This window comes from Streptomyces parvulus (assembly GCF_014648855.1).
GTDB classification, from domain to species: Bacteria; Actinomycetota; Actinomycetes; order Streptomycetales; family Streptomycetaceae; genus Streptomyces; species Streptomyces parvulus.
Genome location: NZ_BMRX01000002.1, coordinates 63,966 through 81,652 on the forward strand (window position 1 = coordinate 63,966; position 17,687 = coordinate 81,652).

At 70.2% G+C, this 17,687-nt stretch carries 18 protein-coding genes; 3 read left to right on the forward strand and 15 right to left on the reverse strand.

Annotated features, from left to right (window positions below; translation table 11 throughout):
* Positions 1-11: 11 nt before the first annotated feature.
* The 3 genes from IE108_RS03275 (at position 12) to IE108_RS03285 (ending at position 3,804) form a co-directional block, all read left to right on the forward strand.
* Positions 12-1,208, forward strand: coding sequence for a sensor histidine kinase (locus IE108_RS03275; protein WP_064729867.1), 1,197 nt, complete (start codon positions 12-14; stop codon positions 1,206-1,208).
* Entirely contained in the window at positions 1,205-1,846 is a 642-nt protein-coding gene (locus IE108_RS03280; RefSeq protein ID WP_064729866.1) for a response regulator, read from the forward strand. Before IE108_RS03275 ends, IE108_RS03280 begins: the two co-directional genes overlap by 4 nt.
* A 134-nt stretch (positions 1,847-1,980) precedes the next feature.
* Positions 1,981-3,804 (forward strand): glycoside hydrolase family 18 chitinase, encoded by a 1,824-nt coding sequence (locus IE108_RS03285; RefSeq protein ID WP_064729865.1) that lies wholly within the window; start codon positions 1,981-1,983, stop codon positions 3,802-3,804.
* A 73-nt stretch (positions 3,805-3,877) separates the two neighbouring features.
* Here the strand turns inward: IE108_RS03285 and IE108_RS03290 are convergent, their stop codons facing one another.
* The 15 genes from IE108_RS03290 to prmC form a co-directional block, all read right to left on the reverse strand.
* Positions 3,878-4,324: a DUF2550 domain-containing protein gene (locus IE108_RS03290; protein WP_064729864.1), complete on the reverse strand. Its 447-nt coding sequence runs from the start codon at positions 4,322-4,324 to the stop codon at positions 3,878-3,880.
* Between the two features lie 129 nt (positions 4,325-4,453).
* The gene (locus IE108_RS03295) at positions 4,454-4,828 is read right to left on the reverse strand and encodes a F0F1 ATP synthase subunit epsilon (protein WP_064729863.1); all 375 of its coding nucleotides are present in this window, start codon (positions 4,826-4,828) and stop codon (positions 4,454-4,456) included.
* Between the two features lie 130 nt (positions 4,829-4,958).
* The gene (atpD, locus tag IE108_RS03300; protein ID WP_064729862.1) at positions 4,959-6,407 is read right to left on the reverse strand and encodes a F0F1 ATP synthase subunit beta; all 1,449 of its coding nucleotides are present in this window, start codon (positions 6,405-6,407) and stop codon (positions 4,959-4,961) included.
* On the reverse strand, positions 6,407-7,324 hold the full coding sequence (locus IE108_RS03305) for a F0F1 ATP synthase subunit gamma (protein WP_064729861.1): 918 nt from the start codon (positions 7,322-7,324) through the stop codon (positions 6,407-6,409). The genes atpD and IE108_RS03305 overlap by 1 nt, the downstream gene beginning before the upstream one ends.
* A gap of 21 nt (positions 7,325-7,345) precedes the next feature.
* Positions 7,346-8,935: a F0F1 ATP synthase subunit alpha gene (atpA, locus tag IE108_RS03310; RefSeq protein WP_064729860.1), complete on the reverse strand. Its 1,590-nt coding sequence runs from the start codon at positions 8,933-8,935 to the stop codon at positions 7,346-7,348.
* A 157-nt stretch (positions 8,936-9,092) separates the two neighbouring features.
* Positions 9,093-9,908 (reverse strand): F0F1 ATP synthase subunit delta, encoded by an 816-nt coding sequence (locus tag IE108_RS03315; RefSeq protein ID WP_064729859.1) that lies wholly within the window; start codon positions 9,906-9,908, stop codon positions 9,093-9,095.
* A 5-nt stretch (positions 9,909-9,913) separates the two neighbouring features.
* Positions 9,914-10,474: a F0F1 ATP synthase subunit B gene (locus IE108_RS03320; protein WP_181849295.1), complete on the reverse strand. Its 561-nt coding sequence runs from the start codon at positions 10,472-10,474 to the stop codon at positions 9,914-9,916.
* Between the two features lie 40 nt (positions 10,475-10,514).
* The gene (gene atpE / locus IE108_RS03325) at positions 10,515-10,739 is read right to left on the reverse strand and encodes an ATP synthase F0 subunit C (protein ID WP_030545783.1); all 225 of its coding nucleotides are present in this window, start codon (positions 10,737-10,739) and stop codon (positions 10,515-10,517) included.
* 75 nt (positions 10,740-10,814) lie between these two features.
* Positions 10,815-11,654 carry a F0F1 ATP synthase subunit A gene (gene atpB / locus IE108_RS03330; protein WP_064729858.1) on the reverse strand — a complete coding sequence of 280 codons (840 nt, stop codon included), beginning with the start codon at positions 11,652-11,654 and terminating at the stop codon, positions 10,815-10,817.
* 210 nt (positions 11,655-11,864) lie between these two features.
* Entirely contained in the window at positions 11,865-12,299 is a 435-nt protein-coding gene (locus IE108_RS03335; protein ID WP_064729857.1) for a Cg1360 family ATP-synthase-associated protein, read from the reverse strand.
* A 288-nt stretch (positions 12,300-12,587) separates the two neighbouring features.
* The gene (locus IE108_RS03340) at positions 12,588-13,889 is read right to left on the reverse strand and encodes an MraY family glycosyltransferase (RefSeq protein ID WP_161346887.1); all 1,302 of its coding nucleotides are present in this window, start codon (positions 13,887-13,889) and stop codon (positions 12,588-12,590) included.
* Positions 13,890-14,019: 130 nt separating this feature from the next.
* Entirely contained in the window at positions 14,020-15,285 is a 1,266-nt protein-coding gene (gene glyA / locus IE108_RS03345) for a serine hydroxymethyltransferase (RefSeq protein WP_064729856.1), read from the reverse strand.
* A 157-nt stretch (positions 15,286-15,442) separates the two neighbouring features.
* Complete coding sequence (locus tag IE108_RS03350) at positions 15,443-16,123, reverse strand: arsenate reductase/protein-tyrosine-phosphatase family protein (protein ID WP_064729855.1); 681 nt, start codon at positions 16,121-16,123, stop codon at positions 15,443-15,445.
* Complete coding sequence (locus IE108_RS03355) at positions 16,120-16,767, reverse strand: L-threonylcarbamoyladenylate synthase (protein WP_064729854.1); 648 nt, start codon at positions 16,765-16,767, stop codon at positions 16,120-16,122. The genes IE108_RS03350 and IE108_RS03355 overlap by 4 nt, the downstream gene beginning before the upstream one ends.
* A 50-nt stretch (positions 16,768-16,817) precedes the next feature.
* On the reverse strand, positions 16,818-17,663 hold the full coding sequence (gene prmC, locus IE108_RS03360; RefSeq protein ID WP_064729853.1) for a peptide chain release factor N(5)-glutamine methyltransferase: 846 nt from the start codon (positions 17,661-17,663) through the stop codon (positions 16,818-16,820).
* Between the last annotated feature and the right edge of the window lie 24 nt (positions 17,664-17,687).

A 17,687-nucleotide genomic window follows, 5' to 3' on the forward strand; every position in this document is an offset into this window, starting at 1 on the left:
TGGATGGGGGCATGGCCGTACGACTCCCCCGCCCGCGCCGCTTCGACTGCTACGTCGCCGCGGCCGGCCTGCTGGGCGGGCTGCTGCTGTGGGGCATCGGGCTGGGGGTGCGTCCGGCCGACGAGCCGGTCGTCCTGTTCGACGGCAAGTGGCCGCTGCTGGTCCCGCTCGTGGTCATGGCGGCCTGCGAGCTGCTGCGCCGGTCCGCTCCCCGCACCGGCGTGCTGGTGGGCACGGTCGCGCTGGTCGGGGACACGCTCACCCAGGGCAGCCTCGTCACGGTGATCATGTACACCGACGTGATGTACGCCGCCGTGCTCTACGGCCCGCCCGCCTCGGCCCGCCGCATCCCCTGGATCACCGGGCTCCTCACCGTGGCCGGCACCGTCGTGCCGTTCGCCCTGTGGCGGCAGCCCGAGGCGCTGCTGATCGGGGTCGCGGTGGGCATCGTGTCCTTCGCCCCCGCCTCCACCGGCCTGATCGTGCGCAACCACCGCGAGGCCGCCGACGCCGCCCTGCTGCGGGCCGAGCAGACGGCGCTGCTGGCCGAGATGGACCGGGTCCAGGCGGTGGCCGCGGAACGCTCCCGGATGGCCCGCGAGCTGCACGACATGGTCGCCAACCACCTCTCCGCGATCGCCATCCACTCCACCGCCGCGCTCTCCCTGGACGACGCGGCCACCACCCGGCAGGCGCTCGGCGTGATCCGCGAGAACAGCGTGGCGGGACTGGCCGAGATGCGCCGCCTGATCGGCATCCTGCGGGACGACGGCGGGGACACCGAGCCCGCCGCCGCCCCCACCCTCGACGGGCTCGGCGCCCTCGTCGACGGCGCGCGGGCCAACGGGCTCGACGTCACGCTGGACGCGCGCCCCGGCGTCGGCCTGCCCGCGCCGGTCGAGCTGGCCGCGTACCGGATCGTGCAGGAGTCGCTGACCAACGCCCTCAAGCACGCCTCCCCGGGCCCGGTCCTGGTGCGGCTCACCCGGGACGGGGCGGCCCTGCGAGTGCGGGTGACCAGTCCGTACGGCGGCCGGGACACCCCGCGCGCCCCCGGTTCCGGCGCGGGCCTGGTCGGCATGCGGGAGCGGACGGCGCTGCTCCGCGGCAGCTTCGAGGCCGGGGCGGTGGCGGACCCGGGCGGGCCGGACGGCAAGATCTGGGCGGTGTGCGCCGTGCTGCCCCTGACCGAAGGAGACCTGGGATGATCCGCGTCGTCGTCGCCGAGGACCAGTCCGCCGTCCGCGCGGGACTGGTGCTGATCCTCGGCAGCGCGCCGGACATCGAGGTGGTCGGGGAGGCCGCGGACGGCGAACGGGCGGTGGCGCTCGCCCGTGAACTGCGCCCCGACCTGGTGCTGATGGACGTCCAGATGCCGCGCCTCGACGGTGTGTCCGCGACCGCGGCGGTGGTCGGCGAGGGCCTGGCCGACGTGCTGGTGCTGACCACCTTCGACCTGGACGAGTACGTCTTCGGGGCCCTGCGGGCGGGAGCCGCCGGGTTTCTGCTGAAGAACACGGAGGCCGCGGACCTGCTCACGGCCGTGCGCACGGTGGCGGCCGGCGAGGGCGTCGTCGCCCCGGCCGTCACCCGGCGCCTGATCGCGGAGTTCGCCGCGAAGCCGGTGCGGGAGCCGGCCGCCGATCCGGCGGTGCTGCGGGACCTGACCCGGCGGGAGCGCGAGGTGCTGTCCTGCCTCGGTGAGGGACTGTCCAACGCCGCGATCGCCGAGCGGCTGGACATGGCGGAGGCGACGGTGAAGACGCACGTCAGCCGCATGCTGGGGAAGCTGTCGCTGCGCAGCCGGGTGCAAGCCGCGGTCCTCGCGCAGGAGTTGGGGATCTAGTTCCCGCTTCAACCACGATGGCCAGCACTGGTCCAGACCTATTGACCTAAGGTCCAGACCTTTCTATTCTCGCGGCACTGTGGACATGAGGCTCAGTCATGGCCACAACACAACCTCACATAAGGAGGCGCAGCATGCGCTTCAGACACAGAGTCGCGGCCCTCGCCGCGTGTCTGTCACTCCCGCTGGCCGGACTGGTCGGCCTGGCGAGTCCGGCCCAGGCCGCGACGAGTGCCACGGCCACGTTCAGCAAGACCTCGGACTGGGGCACGGGCTTCGGCGGCAGCTGGACGGTGAAGAACACCGGCACCACGTCCCTCAGCTCCTGGACCGTCGAGTGGGACTTCCCCTCCGGCACCAAGGTCACCTCCGCCTGGGACGCCACGGTCACCAACTCCGGCGACCACTGGACCGCCAAGAACGTCGGCTGGAACGGGACGCTCGCCCCCGGCGCCTCGGTCTCCTTCGGCTTCAACGGCAGCGGCCCCGGCTCCCCCTCCAACTGCAAGCTCAACGGCGGCAGCTGCGACGGCGGGTCCACCCCCGGCGACGCCGCCCCCTCCGCCCCCGGCACGCCCACCGCCTCGGACGTCACCGACACCTCGGTGAAGCTGTCCTGGTCGGCGGCGACCGACGACAAGGGCATCAAGAACTACGACGTCCTGCGCGACGGCACGAAGGTCGCCACCGTCACCGGCACCACCTACACCAACACCGGCCTGACCAAGGGCACCGACTACTCCTACACGGTCCAGGCCCGCGACACCGCCGACCAGACCGGCCCGGCCAGCGGCGCCGTCCAGGTCCGCACCACCGGCGGCGGCGGAGGCGAGCCCGGCCCGAGCGGCAAGGTCAACCTCGGCTACTTCACCGAGTGGGGCATCTACGGCCGCAACTACCACGTCAAGAACCTGGTGACCTCCGGCTCCGCCTCGAAGATCACCCACATCAACTACGCGTTCGGCAACGTCAAGAACGGCCAGTGCACCGTCGACGACACGTTCGCCGCGTACGAGAAGGCCTACACCGCCGACCAGTCCGTCAGCGGCACCGCCGACACCTGGGACCAGCCGCTGCGCGGCAACTTCAACCAGCTGCGCCAGCTGAAGGCCAAGTACCCGCACATCAAGGTGCTGTACTCCTTCGGCGGCTGGACCTACTCCGGCGGCTTCGGCCAGGCCGCGCAGAACCCGGCGGCGTTCGCCAAGTCCTGCAAGGCCGTGGTGGAGGACCCGCGCTGGGCCGACGTCTTCGACGGCATCGACATCGACTGGGAGTACCCGAACGCCTGCGGCCTGACCTGCGACACCTCCGGTCCGGCGGCCTTCAAGAACCTCTCCCAGGCGCTGCGCAACGAGTTCGGCTCCAACTACCTGGTCACCGCGGCCATCACCGCGGACGGCTCCAGCGGCGGCAAGATCGACGCGGCCGACTACGGCGGCGCCTCCCAGTACCTCGACTGGTACAACGTGATGACGTACGACTACTTCGGCGCCTGGGCCAACACCGGCCCGACCGCCCCGCACTCCCCGCTGACCTCGTACTCCGGCATCCCGACCGCGGGCTTCAACTCCGCGGACGCGATCGCCAAGCTCAAGGCCAAGGGCGTGCCCTCCGCCAAGCTCCTGCTCGGCATCGGCTTCTACGGCCGCGGCTGGACCGGCGTCACCCAGTCGGCCCCCGGCGGCACGGCGACCGGCGCGGCACCCGGCACCTACGAGGCCGGCATCGAGGACTACAAGGTCCTGAAGAGCGCCTGCCCCGTCACCGGCACGGTCGCCGGCACGGCGTACGCGCACTGCGGCAACCAGTGGTGGTCGTACGACACCCCGTCGACCATCGCGGGCAAGATGACCTGGGCCAAGAACCAGGGCCTGGGCGGCGCCTTCTTCTGGGAGTTCAGCGGTGACACCGCCAACGGCGAGCTGGTGAGCGCCATCAACAGCGGTCTGAAGTAACCAGCACCTCAAGCGACGTTGACGCTCCCCCAGACTCCGTCCGGGGGGACCCCCAACCAGCGAGTGAATGTGGCTACGCCACATTCACTCGCTGACCGGGCGGGGCTGCCTCCAGCCACGCGAGGAATCCGGTCAGCGCGTCTTCGCTCATCGCCAGTTCGAGCCGGGTGCCCCGGTGCAGACAGGCCAGGACCACGGCGTCGGAGAGCAACGCCAGCTCCTCCTCGCCGTCAGGCACCCGGCGGCCGGCCACCTCGATCGCGGAGCGTTCCAGGACCCGGCGGGGGCGCGGGGAGTACGAGAAGACGCGGTACCACTCCACCCGGTCGCCGTTGTACCGGGCGACTCCGTAGGACCAGCCCTTGCCGCCGCCGTCGCCCTCCTTGGGCGCGTCCCAGCGCAGGGAGCAGTCGAAGGTACCGCCCGACCGCTGGATCAGCCGGCGGCGCAGACCGAAGACGAAGAGCCCGATCACCACCAGGGCGACGGCGATTCCGCACACGGTCAGAGCGAGGACCATCGACACCGACCTCCTCGTCTCCTAGGTAACGGAACGGAAAAAACACCCGGATCTGCCTCAGCCGCGGCCGGGTCCGGATTGCTCCGGTCCCAGCCGCGGCTGAGTCACGTCATAGCACAGCGCCGTCGATCAGCGCCCCGCCGCCGCGCGCAGTCGGACGTCCGCGCGGCGCTCGGCGTGGGCGTCGCCCTCCGCCTTCGCGCGCTCGAGCTCCCGCTCCGCACGCTGGACGTCGATCTCGTCCGACAGCTCGGCGATCTCGGCCAGCAGGGACAGCTTGTTGTCGGCGAACGAGATGAAACCGCCGTGCACCGCGGCGACGACCGTCCCACCGTCACTCGTACGAATGGTCACCGGGCCCGACTCCAGCACACCGAGCAGCGGCTGGTGACCGGGCATGACGCCGATGTCGCCGGACGTGGTGCGCGCGACGACCAGGGTGGCCTCGCCGGACCAGACCTCTCGGTCGGCCGCGACCAGCGCGACGTGCAGATCAGCAGCCAAGGTGGCTCCTCGGGTCACCACCCGGCGGGAGAGCCGGGTGTTGGTTACAAGTCTAAGGGGCGTGACGGAGGGGGCGGGACGCGCCCGCCCCCTCCGGTGTGAGCCGTGGGGCCCACCACGAGCGCGAGGCTCAGGAGACGCCGAGCTCCTTGGCGTTCTTCTTCAGGTCCTCGATGCCACCGCACATGAAGAACGCCTGCTCCGGGAAGTGGTCGTACTCGCCGTCGCAGATCGCGTTGAACGCGGTGATCGACTCGTCCAGCGGCACGTCGGAGCCGTCCACGCCGGTGAACTGCTTGGCGACGTGGGTGTTCTGGGACAGGAAGCGCTCCACGCGGCGGGCACGCTGGACGACCAGCTTGTCCTCCTCGCCGAGCTCGTCGATACCGAGGATCGCGATGATGTCCTGCAGGTCCTTGTACTTCTGCAGGATGTTCTTCACGCGCATCGCGGCCTGGTAGTGGTCCGCCGCGATGTACCGCGGGTCGAGGATGCGGGACGTCGAGTCCAGCGGGTCCACGGCCGGGTAGATGCCCTTCTCGGAGATCGGACGGGAGAGCACCGTCGTCGCGTCGAGGTGGGCGAAGGTGGTGGCCGGGGCCGGGTCGGTCAGGTCGTCCGCGGGGACGTAGATCGCCTGCATCGAGGTGATCGAGTGACCGCGGGTCGAGGTGATGCGCTCCTGGAGGAGACCCATCTCGTCGGCCAGGTTCGGCTGGTAGCCCACCGCGGAGGGCATGCGGCCGAGCAGGGTCGACACCTCGGAGCCCGCCTGGGTGAAGCGGAAGATGTTGTCGATGAAGAACAGCACGTCCTGCTTCTGGACGTCGCGGAAGTACTCGGCCATGGTCAGGCCGGCCAGCGCGACGCGCAGACGGGTGCCCGGCGGCTCGTCCATCTGACCGAAGACCAGCGCGGTCTTGTCGATGACGCCGGACTCGCTCATCTCGTCGATGAGGTCGTTGCCCTCACGGGTGCGCTCACCGACACCGGCGAACACGGAGACACCGTCGTGGTTGTTGGCGACGCGGTAGATCATCTCCTGGATGAGCACCGTCTTGCCGACGCCGGCGCCGCCGAACAGACCGATCTTGCCGCCCTTGACGTACGGGGTCAGCAGGTCGATGACCTTGACGCCGGTCTCGAACATCTCGGTCTTCGACTCGAGCTCGTCGAAGTTCGGGGCCTTGCGGTGGATCGGCCAGCGCTCACCCGTGTACTGCTCGTCGACGTTCAGCACCTCACCGAGGGTGTTGAACACCTTGCCCTTGGTGAAGTCGCCGACGGGGACGGAGATGGCCGAGCCCGTGTCGGTCACCGGGGCCTGGCGGACCAGGCCGTCGGTGGGCTGCATCGAGATGGTGCGGACCAGGCCGTCACCCAGGTGCTGGGCGACTTCCAGGGTCAGGGTCTTGAGCTGACCCTCCTGGGCCGGGTCGGCGACCTCGACGTGCAGCGCGTTGTAGATGTCCGGCATCGCGTCGACGGGGAACTCCACGTCGACGACCGGGCCGATGACGCGCGCGACGCGGCCGGTGGCCACGCCCGACGCAGCGGTCGGCTCAACAGTGGTGGTCATTAGTTGTCACTCCCCGCGGTCGCGTCGGCCAGGGCACTGGCGCCACCGACGATCTCGCTGATTTCCTGGGTGATTTCGGCCTGGCGGGCCGCGTTGGCAAGACGGGAGAGCGTGTTGATCAGCTCACCCGCGTTGTCGGTGGCCGACTTCATCGCGCGCCGCGTGGCGGCGTGCTTGGAGGCGGCCGACTGGAGCAGCGCGTTGTAGATGCGGCTCTCCACGTAGCGGGGCAGCAGGGCGTCGAGGACGTCCTCCGCCGACGGCTCGAAGTCGTACAGCGGAAGGATCTCGTCCTTCGCCTTCGACTCCTGCGCGACCTCTTCGAGGCTCAGCGGCAGCAGCCGGGAGTCGGCCGCCGTCTGCGTCATCATCGAGACGAACTCGGTGTAGACGATGTGGAGTTCGTCCACGCCGCCCTCCGCCGTCTCCTTCTCGATGGCCTCGATCAGCGGCGCCGCGACCTTCTTGGCGTCCGCGTACGAGGGCTCGTCGGTGAAGCCCGAGAACGACTCCGCGACCTTGCGCTCGCGGAAGTTGTAGTGGGCCAGACCGCGGCGGCCGACGATGTACGTGTCGACCTCCCGGCCCTCGCGCTCGAGGCGCTCGGTGAGCCGCTCCGCCGCCTTGATGGCGTTGGAGTTGAAGGCGCCGGCCAGACCGCGGTCGCTCGTGAGGAGCAGGACCGCGGCACGGGTCGGGTTCTCCGCCTCCGTGGTGAGCGGGTGCTTCGTGTTCGACCCGGTCCCGACCGCCGTGACCGCGCGGGTGAGTTCCTGCGCGTACGGCGTGGAGGCCGCCACCTTGCGCTGCGCCTTGACGACGCGCGAGGCGGCGATCATCTCCATCGCCTTGGTGATCTTCTTGGTCGCGGTGACGGATCGGATGCGACGCTTGTAGACCCGGAGCTGGGCTCCCATGAGTCAGGTCCCTTCCTTACGTCACTTGGCGGCGGACGGGGCGTCCTCGCCGAGCAGCCTGCCGTCCGAGGTCTCGAACTGCTTCTTGAACGACGCGATCGCCTCGGCGACGGCCTGCAGGGTGTCGTCGGACATCTTGCCGCCCTCCTTGATGGAGGTCATGAGGCCCTGCTCCTGGCGGTGCAGGTACTCGAGCAGCTCCTTCTCGAAGCGGCTGATGTCGTTGACGGGCACCTCGTCCATCTTGCCGGTGGTGCCGGCCCAGACGGAGACGACCTGGTCCTCGGTGGCCATCGGCTGGTACTGGTCCTGCTTCAGCAGCTCGACCATGCGCTGACCGCGCTCCAGCTGGGACTTCGACGCGGCGTCCAGGTCGGAACCGAAGGCGGCGAACGCCTCCAGCTCGCGGAACTGGGCGAGGTCCACGCGGAGCCGGCCGGAGACCTGCTTCATGGCCTTGTGCTGGGCGGAGCCACCGACGCGGGAGACCGAGATACCGACGTTCAGGGCCGGACGCTGGCCGGCGTTGAACAGGTCGGACTCCAGGAAGCACTGGCCGTCGGTGATGGAGATGACGTTGGTCGGGATGAACGCCGAGACGTCGTTGGCCTTGGTCTCGACGATCGGCAGACCGGTCATCGAACCGGCGCCCATGTCGTCGGAGAGCTTGGCGCAGCGCTCCAGCAGACGGGAGTGCAGGTAGAAGACGTCACCCGGGTAGGCCTCGCGGCCCGGCGGGCGGCGCAGCAGCAGCGACACGGCGCGGTAGGCGTCGGCCTGCTTCGACAGGTCGTCGAAGATGATCAGGACGTGCTTGCCCTCGTACATCCACTGCTGGCCGATGGCCGAGCCGGTGTACGGCGCCAGGTACTTGAAGCCGGCCGGGTCGGACGCCGGGGCGGCCACGATGGTCGTGTACTCCAGCGCGCCGTTCTCCTCCAGCGCGCGGCGGACCGACGCGATGGTGGAGCCCTTCTGGCCGATGGCGACGTAGATGCAGCGGACCTGCTTGTTCGGGTCGCCGGTGCGCCAGTTGTCGCGCTGGTTGATGATCGTGTCGACGGCCAGGGCGGTCTTGCCGGTCTGGCGGTCGCCGATGATCAGCTGGCGCTGACCGCGGCCGATCGGGGTCATGGCGTCGACGGCCTTGTAGCCCGTCTCCATCGGCTCGTGCACCGACTTGCGCTGCATGACCGTGGGGGCCTGCAGTTCGAGGGCGCGGCGGCCCTCGGTCTCGATCTCGCCGAGGCCGTCGATCGGGTTGCCGAGGGGGTCGACCACGCGGCCGAGGTAGCCCTCGCCCACGGCGACCGACAGGACCTCGCCCGTGCGGCTGACCGGCTGGCCCTCCTCGATACCGCTGAACTCACCGAGGACGATGGCACCGATCTCGCGCTCCTCGAGGTTGAGGGCGAGGCCGAGGGTGCCGTCCTCGAACTTCAGCAGTTCGTTGGCCATGGCCGAGGGCAGGCCCTCGACCTTCGCGATGCCGTCGCCGGCAAGGGTGACCGTACCGACCTCCTCGCGCGAGGCCGCGTCCGGCTTGTACGACTGGACGAAGTTCTCCAGTGCGTCCCGGATCTCCTCCGGCCGGATCGTGAGCTCCGCCATCTGAGTTCCCTGCTCTCCTTGTTGGGCCCGAAGTTTCACTTGGGGGGTATTCCACGAGTCGGGGACTCCCCCCAGTAAGAGGTGAATCCTCTGCACGGCCCAACCAGGGCCGTCGTAAGTACGTACTGCTTGCTGTGCTGTTGTCTCGCGCGGGGGGTCAGCTCGCCATGCGGCGGCCGGCCTCCTCCAGACGGTCCGCGATGGAACCGTTGATGACCTCGTCACCGACCTGCACCCGGACGCCTCCGACGACCTCGGGGTCCACGTCGAGATTGAGGTGCATCGGACGGCCGTAGACCTTCGCGAGAGCGGCGCCGAGGCGCTGCTTCTGCGTGTCGCTGAGCGGCACCGCGGAGGTGACCACGGCGACCATCCGGTCCCGCCGGTCGGCGGCGAGCTTGGACAGGGACTCGAGTCCCGTCTCCAGGCTACGTCCCCGCGGCGCGGTCACGAGACGCGTGACCAGACGCTCGGTGCTCGCGTCCGCACGGTTGCCGAGCAGGCTGCGCAGCAGCTCGCCCTTGGCCGAGGTGGAGGCGGAGCGGTTGGTCAGGGCGGCGCGCAGCTCGGTGTTCGAGGAGACGATCCGGCCGAACCGGAACAGCTCGTCCTCGACGTCGTCGAGCCGGCCCGCCTTCTGGGCCGCGGTGAGGTCGGCGGTGTTCGCCAGCTCCTCCAGCGCGTCCACCAGGTCGCGGGACTGCGACCAGCGGGAGCGCACCATGCCGGCCACCAGGTCGACGGCGGGGCCGCTGACCTGGGTGCCGAGGAGGCGCTGGGCGAGTTCGGCCTTGGCCTCGCCGGCCTGCGCCGGGTCGGTGAGGACCCGACGCAGCGACACCTCGCGGTGGAGCAGCGCGGTGACGGCGGCCAGCTCGCCGGCGAGCGTCGCGGCGTCGGCGGACGTGGAGTCCGTCAGCGCGTCGAGACGCTCACGTGCGGCGGCCAGGGCCTCGCGGCTCGCGCCGTGCATCCCACTCATCGGGTTGCCTCAGCCGTCGTCGCCTTGTCGTCCAGCTCGTCCAGGAAGCGGTCGATGACGCGGCTCTGGCGGGCGTGGTCCTCGAGGGACTCGCCGACGAGCTTGCCGGCCAGGTCGGTGGCCAGCTTGCCGACGTCCTGGCGCAGCGCGGACGCGGCGGCCTTGCGGTCGGCCTGGATCTGGGCGTGGCCGGCGGCGATGATCTCCTCACGCTGCCGCTGGCCTTCCGCGCGCATCTCGGCGATGAGCGTGGCGCCCTGCTCCTGCGCCTCCTGGCGCAGGCGCGCGGCCTCGTGACGGGCCTCGGCGAGCTGGGCCTTGTACTGCTCAAGGACGCTCTGGGCCTCGGTCTGCGCGGCCTCGGCCTTCTCGATACCGCCCTCGATGGCCTCGCGACGCTCTTCCAGAACCTTGTTGATGTTCGGGAGCAGCTTCTTGGCGAGGAAGCCGAAGACGATGACGAAAGCGATGAGGCCGATGACGACTTCCGGCCACGGCGGGATGAGGGGGTTCTCCTTCTCACCCTCAGCCGCCAGAAGTACCAGGGCGGAGTTCACATCAGTGCCTTTCGTCGAAAGGGTCGGTCGTCAGCTCGTCTTAGTAGACGAACGGCATGACGAGACCGATGAGGGCGAGCGCCTCACAGAACGCGAAGCCCAGGATCTGGTTGGCGCGGATCAGACCGGCCGCCTCGGGCTGGCGGGCGAGGGCCTGGGTGCCGTTACCGAAGATGATGCCGACGCCGACGCCGGGGCCGATGGCCGCCAGGCCGTAACCGACGGAGCTGAGCGAACCTTCGACGGCAGCAAGGGTCTGGGACATGCCAGTTCTTCCTTCTCTTTACGGACCGGTGGGGGTTGGCCACCGGACGACTCGGGGGTGTGAGGCGGGACGTGCTCAGTGGTGCTCGGCGAGCGCGCCCTGGATGTAGGTGCAGGTCAGCAGGACGAACACGTACGCCTGCACGGCCTGGATGAAGAGCTCGAAGGCCGTCATGATGATCGTCATCACGAACGAGACGCCCGCGTAGGCGATGCCGATGCCGTTCAGCAGGTACCAGCTGGCGATCGTGAAGAGCAGCAGCAGGGTGTGGCCCGCGAACATGTTGGCGAAGAGCCGCACGGCGTGGGTGAAGGGGCGGACCAGCAGGTTCGAGAAGAACTCGATGGTCATCGACAGCGGCAGCACCGCACCGAGGGACTTGTCGTACCCGGTGACGTTCTTGAAGAAGCCGACGAAGCCGTGCCGCTTGAAGGTCAGCGACACCCACAGCACGTAGACGACCAGGGCCAGGACCATCGGGTAGGCGATGATCGAGGTCACCGGGAACTGGGCGACCGGGATGATCGACCAGAGGTTCATCATCCAGACGAAGAAGAACAGCGTGACGATCAGGGGGACGTACTTCTCGCCCTCCTTCTTGCCGATCGTCTCGTAGACGACGCCGCGGCGGATGAAGTCGTAGCCGGCCTCGGCGACCATCTGGAGCTTGCCCGGGACGACCTTCGGCTTGTTGAAGGCGGCCCAGAAGAAGCCCACGATGATGATCGAGCCGAGCAGGGCCAGCAGCATCGGCTTGTTGAAGTACATGCCGTTGCCGTCTGCGTTGCCCCAGAGCGGCTCGAAGAGGAACGAGTGCAGGCCGGGAGCCGGGAAGCCACAACCGTCGAAGATGTGGCAGTCGGTCTCGAAGGCGAGCACCTGCGTCGGGTCAGCACTCACCGCGGGCTCCTTCATCGTGGCGCATGGGTACGGCAACCTCGTTGTGTCGGCGCGGCGCGGGGCCGCAGTTCGGCACGGGACTGGTGTTACGGATGTGGGGGCGGCTGTGGGGCATCTCGCCTCGCGAATGAGCAGGCGTCAGCTCGGATGCCCGCGCCCGCGATGCCGCAGTTGGCACCGGACGATAGCAGGACTTCACATGCCTCTTTATCCCGGCCCTACCCCTCACGACGAGTGGCCCGTCTTCTCGGGCTTGTCGCTCGAGGAATCGGGCTCGACGTAGAGGATCTTGGCCTTCATGTGGGCCCGCGTCTGGGCGGCGATCCACGTGAGTGTGACGACGACCAAAGTGATCGCGAACGACCGGGGGTTGAACAGCGTCGTGTTCTTGAACGCGGCGAGGAAGACGAACAGCAGCAGGATCTGTGCCGCGTAGAGCATCAGGCCCATCGCCTGGAAAAGGTGCGGAAGTGACTTCGCCGTGCGCTGGAGGACATAGAGCCCGATCCCCATGAAGAGCATCGCCACCAAGGTCGCGACGACGGCTCCGACCGCGCCCTTGCCGCCGGCGGCCACGGCGCTGACGACGGCGGCTACTGCGCCGACGGCAGCCGTGGGCACGGCAGCCTGAAGCAAGGTCCGGACGTCATTGGACGGCATGGCGGCAACTCCGCTTTTTCACAGGGGGCAGGGTGTCGTCATGGACGAGCGTAGTCCCGGGCCGAACGGAGTCCTCACGCCCAAGAGACCGTCGCACTACGGTCCTTAGGCTCTACCCGGGAGTTCTCGTGAACCGTATCACAAACTATTTGATGAGGTCTTTACCTGTGGGTGTGCTTGCTGTCACACATGAGAGTGACAGTGCGCGTCTGTGCAATCACTGCACCCGCTTGTCTGGTAATGGGGCGATTCGCTCCACCACGAGTTGGCAATGCTCTAGTCAGATTCTTACCTTGTGCGCGAACGGGGTCCGACGGCGGTGGCCCCGTTGACGCCCGAGACGCCGGCGGCGACCGGCACCCGTTCCTCCTCGGCGGCCTCGTCCTCGGCGACGGCGGTCTCCCCGGCCGGCACGGCACTCCGGTGGCGCCGGTAGCGGGGCGGCACGAACCGCTCGGCCCAGCGCGGGGCGCGCGGCGTGAAGCGCGGCAGCAGGAGCAGCACCAGCCCGATCGCGCTGAGGAAGACCACGCCCAGCACGATCCACATGGACGCGGCGTTCACGGAGTAGGCGAGCGCCCCGAAGGCGATCAGCGCCGAGAAGAAGTACATGATCAGCACCGCGCGGCTGTGCGAGTGCCCGATCTCCAGCAGCCGGTGGTGCAGGTGGCCGCGGTCCGCGGCGAACGGCGACTGGCCGCGCCAGGTGCGGCGCACGATCGCCAGGATCAGGTCGGCGGCCGGGATGGCGATGATGGTCAGCGGCATCAGCAGCGGGATGTAGACGGGCACCATCTGGTGCACCGCGTTGCGCTCGGACCCGGAGAAGAGCTTCATCACGTCGGGGTCCACCTGGCCCGTGACGGAGATCGCGCCGGCCGCGAGGACCAGCCCGATCAGCATCGAGCCCGAGTCGCCCATGAAGATCCGCGCGGGATGCATGTTGTGCGGCAGGAAGCCCAGGCACATGCCCATCAGGATGGCCGCGAACAGCGAGGCGGGCGCCGCGGCCTCGATGCCGTACGAGTACCAGATCCGGTACGCGTACATGAAGAACGCCGCCGCCGCGATGCAGACCATGCCGGCCGCGAGGCCGTCGAGGCCGTCCACGAAGTTGACCGCGTTGATGGTGATGACGACCAGCGCCACCGTCAGCAGGGTGCCCTGCCACTGGGTGAGCGCCACCGTGCCGACGCCCGGCAGCGGGATCCACAGGATGGTCAGACCCTGCACCACCATCACGCCGGCGGCGATCATCTGCCCGCCCAGCTTGATCAGGGCGTCGATCTCGAACTTGTCGTCCAGGACGCCGATCAGCCAGATCAGGGCGGCGCCCGAGAGCAGGGCGCGCGGCTCGTTGGACTTCTCGAAGACCTCGCTCAGGTTGGTGAGGTGGTCCGCGACCAGCAGGCCCGCGCACAGCCCGAAGAACATGGCGATCCCGCCGAGCCGCGGAGTGGGTTCCCGGTGCACGTCACGTGCCCGGATCTCCGGCATCGCCCCCGCCACGATCGCGAATTTCCGTACCGGCCCTGTCAGCAGATACGTCACCGCGGCCGTGATGCAGAGCGTCAGCAGGTATTCACGCACGGGCTTCCCCACAGGTCTCGCTGGCCATCCTCAGCCCCACACCCTAGCGATGCACGCATACGGTTGAGGACTTCCGGGTATCGACGATGGTTGCACGAGTGGCTGTGCGCGTGTGCGCGCCCGCCCCGCCTCAGTCCGGATACGGCGGGAATTCCGTGACCAGGGCCCGCACGTCGTCCCGGGCGGAGACCGGGTCGGCGTCCCCGCGCAGCACCCCCGCGAGCAGCGTGGCGACCGCCCGCATCTCCCGCTCCCCCATGCCCTGCGTGGTGACGGCGGCCGTGCCCAGGCGCAGCCCGCGGTCGTCCGCGTGCGGCAGCGCACAGCAGTCCAGCACGATCCCGGCCGCCGCGAGCCGGCTCCGCGCGGTCCTGCCGTCGACGCCCAGCGGGGCCGGGTCGGCCGTGATCAGGTGGGTGTCGGTGCCGCCGGTCGTGACGGCCAGGCCCTCGGCGGCCAGGTGGGCGGCGAGGACCCGGGCGTTGGCGACCACCTGGTGCGCGTAGGCCGCGAAGGCCCCGGTGGCCGCCTCCCCGAAGGCGACGGCCTTGGCGGCGATGGTGTGCATCTGGGCCCCGCCCTGGGTGAAGGGGAACACCGCCCGGTCCACCCGCTCGGCCAGCTCGCTCCCGCACAGCACCATGCCGCCGCGCGGCCCGCGCAGCACCTTGTGCGTGGTGGCGCACACGATGTCGGCGTACGGCACCGGACTGGGCGCCGCTCCCCCGGCGACCAGCCCGATCGGATGGGCCGCGTCCGCGATGAGGTAGGCGCCCACCTCGTCGGCGACCTCGCGGAAGAAGGCGTAGTCGACGTGGCGGGGGTAGGCGATCGAGCCGCACACGATCGCCTTGGGCCGGCGTGCGCGGGCCAGGGCGCGCACCTGGTCGTGGTCGACGAGCCCGGTCTCCGCGTCCACCCCGTAGCCGACGAAGTCGAACCAGCGGCCGGAGAAGTTGGCGGGCGAGCCGTGGGTGAGGTGGCCGCCGTGGGGCAGGCCGAGGGCCAGGACGGTGTCGCCGGGGCGCAGCAGGGCGGCGTAGGCGGCCAGCACGGCGGAGGAGCCGGAGTGGGGCTGCACGTTGGCGTGCTCGGCGCCGAAGAGGTCCCGGGCGCGGTCCACGGCCAGCCGCTCGGCGACGTCCGCGATCTCGCAGCCGCCGTGGTGCCGGGCGCCCGGGTAGCCCTCGGCGTATTTGTTGGCCAGCGGGGAGCCGAGAGCGGCCAGCACGGCGGGGGACGTGAAGTTCTCGGCGGCGATCAGCTGGAGGGTCGTCGACTGCCGGCGGCGCTCGGCGTACAGGACCTCGGCCAGCTCCGGATCCTGGCGGCCCAGGGCCCCGAGCAGGCCGAGGTCGCCGTCCTCGGCCGTGGGGACGTCGTGGGTAACCGACATGGTGCGCTCCGGGCGTGCGTCGACGGTGACGTACGACCAATGTAGGCCCGGGGCGCGAAAGCCGCCCGGCGTCGGCCGCGCCCGCGCCGCGGCCCCCGTCGGCGCCGTGACCACCGGGGCGCCGCCCCCGCCGCGCCCCGCGTCCGGCCCCGCCTCGTCATGCCCGGGTGGGAACCCCGGTCAGCGCCGTCACCACCGGGTCCAGGGCCTGGTGTATCTCGTCCCCCACGGACCGGAAGAACGGCAGCGGCGCCCCGTAGGGGTCGTAGACCTCGTCCGCCTCCGCCGTGGGCGCCAGCAGCCAGCCGCGCAGTGCGGCGGCCGCGCGGACCAGGGCGCGCGCCCGGGTGACCACGCCCTCGTCCAGCGACGGGAGCGTCGCCGGGTCGATGGCGTTGACCAGGCGGGTGAACTCCTTGAGGGTGAAGGTCCGCAGTCCGGCCGAGTGGCCCATCGAGATGACCTGCGCCCGGTGGTCCCGCGTCGCGGTGAGCACCAGGTCGGCGCGGATCACGTGCTCGTCGAGCAGCTCGCGCCCGGTGAAGCCGGCCGCGTCGGCGCCGAAGTCCGCGAGGACCGTCTCGGCGTTCGCCTCCATCGGTGCGCCCTCGTGGCCCCAGGTGCCCGCGCTCTCCACGATGAGCCCGCCGCCCAGCACGCCGAGCCGCTCCGTCACGAAATGCCGGGTCAGCCGCTCGGTGATGGGCGAGCGGCAGACGTTGCCGGTGCTGACGTGGAGGATGCGGAAGCTGTCGCGCGGAAGCCCGACGAACGTCGTCGTGATCTCCGCGGCACGTTCCCCGTTGCCTATGCCACGCCCCGTCCCAGGGGCCGTCAATTCGCCACCTCGAGATCGGGTACCACCTTGCGCAGCTCCTCGGCGGAGAGCGCGCCCGCACGCAGCAGCACCGGCACCTCCCGGGTGACGTCGACGATGGACGACGGGACGATGCCGGGGGTGGGGCCGCCGTCGAGGTAGACGGAGACGGAGTCGCCGAGCATCTGCTGGGCGGCGTCGCAGTCCTCGGGCGCCGGGTGTCCGGTGAGGTTGGCGGAGGAGACGGCCATCGGGCCGAACTCGGTGAGCAGCTCGATGGCCACGGGGTGCAGCGGCATCCGCACGGCGACCGTCCCCCGGGTCTCGCCGAGGTCCCACTGCAGCGACGGCTGGTGCTTGGCGACCAGCGTCAGCGCGCCCGGCCAGAAGGCGTCGACCAGCTCCCAGGCCATCTCGGAGAAGTCGGTGACGAGGCCGTGCAGGGTGTTCGGGGAGCCGATGAGGACGGGCGAGGGCATGTTCCGGCCCCGGCCCTTGGCCTCCAGCAGGTCGCCGACGGCCTCCGGCGCGAAGGCGTCCGCGCCGATGCCGTACACCGTGTCGGTGGGCAGCACCACCAGCTCGCCACGGCGGACGGCGGACGCGGCCTCGCGCAGACCGGTCACTCGGTCGGTCGCGTCGTTGGTGTCGTATCGCCGTGCCATTTAGCTGGCCTCCTCGTACACGTGCTGCGGGATCGAAGTCGGGGCGGTGCTCACGGCAGTGCCTTGCGGGCGGTCGCGAACCGCGGGCGGTTGTTCAGGTCGGGGTGGTCGGCCGCGTCGGCCCAGCCCCGCTCCTCGGTGAAGATCCACGGCACCTGCCCGCCCTGGGTGTCGGCGTGCTCGACGACGACCACGCCGCCGGGGCGCAGCAGACGGTGCGCGGTGCGTTCCAGGCCGCGGATCAGGTCGAGGCCGTCCTCGCCGGAGAACAGGGCCATCTGCGGATCGTGGTCGCGGGCCTCGGGGGCGACGTACTCCCACTCGGTGAGCGGGATGTACGGCGGGTTGGAGACGACCAGGTCGACCTGGCCGTCGAGGTCCGGGAAGGCCGCCAGGGCGTCTCCCTGGCGCAGTTCGACCCTGGACCCCTCCATGTTCTTGCGCGTCCACACCAGGGCGTCCTCGGACAGCTCCACGGCGTACACGCGCGAGCGGGGCACCTCCTGGGCGAGCGCGAGCGCGATGGCGCCGGAGCCGGTGCACAGGTCGACGATGCAGGGCTCGACGACGTCCATGGCGCGTACCGCGTCTATGGCCCAGCCGACGACCGACTCGGTCTCGGGGCGGGGCACGAAGACGCCGGGGCCGACCTGGAGCTCCAGGTAGCGGAAGTAGGCGCGGCCGGTGATGTGCTGGAGCGGCTCGCGCGCCTCGCGGCGGGCGACGACCTCCCAGTACCGGGCGTCGAACTCCGCGTCCGGCACGGTGTGCAGCTCGCCCCGCTTGACGCCGTGCAGGTGCGCGGCGAGTTCCTCCGCGTCGGTGCGCGGCGAGGGCACGCCGGCGTCGGCCAGCCGCTGGGTGGCCTGGGCCACCTCCATGAGCAGCAGGTTCACGCTGGTCCTCCGGGGCTGAGCTGT

Bases quoted from the DNA above. Each gene is read 5' to 3' on its own strand.
- atpD (WP_064729862.1), bottom strand. From the start codon at position 6,407: ATGACCACCACTGTTGAGCCGACCGCTGCGTCGGGCGTGGCCACCGGC.
- atpB (WP_064729858.1), bottom strand. From the start codon at position 11,654: ATGAAGGAGCCCGCGGTGAGTGCTGACCCGACGCAGGTGCTCGCCTTC.
- atpA (WP_064729860.1), bottom strand. From the start codon at position 8,935: ATGGCGGAGCTCACGATCCGGCCGGAGGAGATCCGGGACGCACTGGAG.
- IE108_RS03285 (WP_064729865.1), top strand. From the start codon at position 1,981: ATGCGCTTCAGACACAGAGTCGCGGCCCTCGCCGCGTGTCTGTCACTC.
- glyA (WP_064729856.1), bottom strand. From the start codon at position 15,285: ATGTCGGTTACCCACGACGTCCCCACGGCCGAGGACGGCGACCTCGGC.
- IE108_RS03315 (WP_064729859.1), bottom strand. From the start codon at position 9,908: ATGCACGGCGCGAGCCGCGAGGCCCTGGCCGCCGCACGTGAGCGTCTC.
- IE108_RS03305 (WP_064729861.1), bottom strand. From the start codon at position 7,324: ATGGGAGCCCAGCTCCGGGTCTACAAGCGTCGCATCCGATCCGTCACC.
- atpE (WP_030545783.1), bottom strand. From the start codon at position 10,739: ATGTCCCAGACCCTTGCTGCCGTCGAAGGTTCGCTCAGCTCCGTCGGT.
- IE108_RS03335 (WP_064729857.1), bottom strand. From the start codon at position 12,299: ATGCCGTCCAATGACGTCCGGACCTTGCTTCAGGCTGCCGTGCCCACG.
- IE108_RS03290 (WP_064729864.1), bottom strand. From the start codon at position 4,324: ATGGTCCTCGCTCTGACCGTGTGCGGAATCGCCGTCGCCCTGGTGGTG.
- IE108_RS03280 (WP_064729866.1), top strand. From the start codon at position 1,205: ATGATCCGCGTCGTCGTCGCCGAGGACCAGTCCGCCGTCCGCGCGGGA.
- IE108_RS03275 (WP_064729867.1), top strand. From the start codon at position 12: ATGGCCGTACGACTCCCCCGCCCGCGCCGCTTCGACTGCTACGTCGCC.
- IE108_RS03355 (WP_064729854.1), bottom strand. From the start codon at position 16,767: ATGGCACGGCGATACGACACCAACGACGCGACCGACCGAGTGACCGGT.